Here is a 1160-nt window from a genome sequence, read left to right as displayed (position 1 = left end):
CGCCAATCCCATTCGGCATAATCTTCGTCGCTCCAACAACAAGGAGCACGAAGATCATGTCTCAATATTTGCAGACCTGCATCGAGCCGCATCTTGGCTCGTTCGCAGCGAGTTTTGCGGCGGAGAATTACAGCGCCGGCACGGTCAAGACCTACCTATCGATCCTACGAAAGGTGGGTCACGCGATGGATGTCCAGGGCATCGGTCCTTCAGCGTTGACGCTCGATATGGCCGAGCATCTGGGACGCAAGGTGCCGCGTAAGAAAACCGGCACGATATGGCCGTATAGGTTGGCCCGCCGGTTCGCGCAGCATCTCCTCGATATCGGCGTGACGCATCCAGTGCCGTTGAGCGAGGCGCAGCAAGCGCGTGCGGCCCTACTGGCGGACTTCGAGACCTATTTGGTCAAGCATCGCGGCCTTAGCCCGCGGACGATCTATCACACGCTGCGGTTCGCCAACCGGTTCCTCGATCATCGCTTTGGCGATGCGATGGTTGATCCGGGGCGGTTGCGGCCCGCCGACGTGATCAGCTTCCTTGAGCACGTAATGGCAAGTGCGCGGCGCGACAAGACGGTAGCGACGCATGTTCGTATCTTCCTGCAATATCTGTTCGGCAGTGGCGCGACAGCGACCAATCTAGCTCTGAGTCTGCCTAGAACGGCGAAACGCTGGGGAGCACGACTGCCGCGCCATCTGGTGCCCGAGGGCGTTGAGGCGGTGCTCGCCTGCGTGCGCCACAACCCGCGGCACGGGGCTCGGGACTATGCGATGCTGCTCATCATGGCCCGGCTTGGCTTGCGTGCTGCCGAGGTCATCGCGATCCGGTTGGACGACGTCGACTGGCGCGCGGGCGAACTCTTGGTTCGTGGCAAGGGCAAACTCCACGATCGCGTGCCGATCAGCTCGGAGGTTGGCGATGCGCTGAGCCGCTATCTGCGCGAGGAGCGCGGCCCCACGTCCTGCCGCATGATGTTCGTTACCCATCGCGCGCCACATCGTCCGTTCAATGACGGCCAAATCGTCAACGCCGTCCTAAAGGATGCCCTGAAGGCGACCGGCCAGAAACCGGTGACGCCCTATGTGGGATCGCACCTGCTGCGTCATAGCCTTGCGGTCCAGTTGGTGAACTCGGGTGCATCGCTCGACGAGGTGGGCGAC

Annotated in this window: 1 protein-coding gene; it reads left to right on the top strand. The window is 62.0% G+C overall.

Going from position 1 to position 1160, the window contains the following annotated elements; translation table 11 throughout:
* Positions 1 to 1160 (top strand): tyrosine-type recombinase/integrase (locus ABIB90_RS41600; protein WP_354202983.1); only part of this gene is annotated, 1160 nt, incomplete at both ends.

The organism is Bradyrhizobium sp. JR4.1, from assembly GCF_040548605.1.
In the GTDB taxonomy this organism is placed as follows: Bacteria; Pseudomonadota; Alphaproteobacteria; order Rhizobiales; family Xanthobacteraceae; genus Bradyrhizobium; species Bradyrhizobium canariense.
Note: the sequence above shows the minus strand (reverse complement) of the source record. Positions and strands in the feature narration are given on the sequence as shown.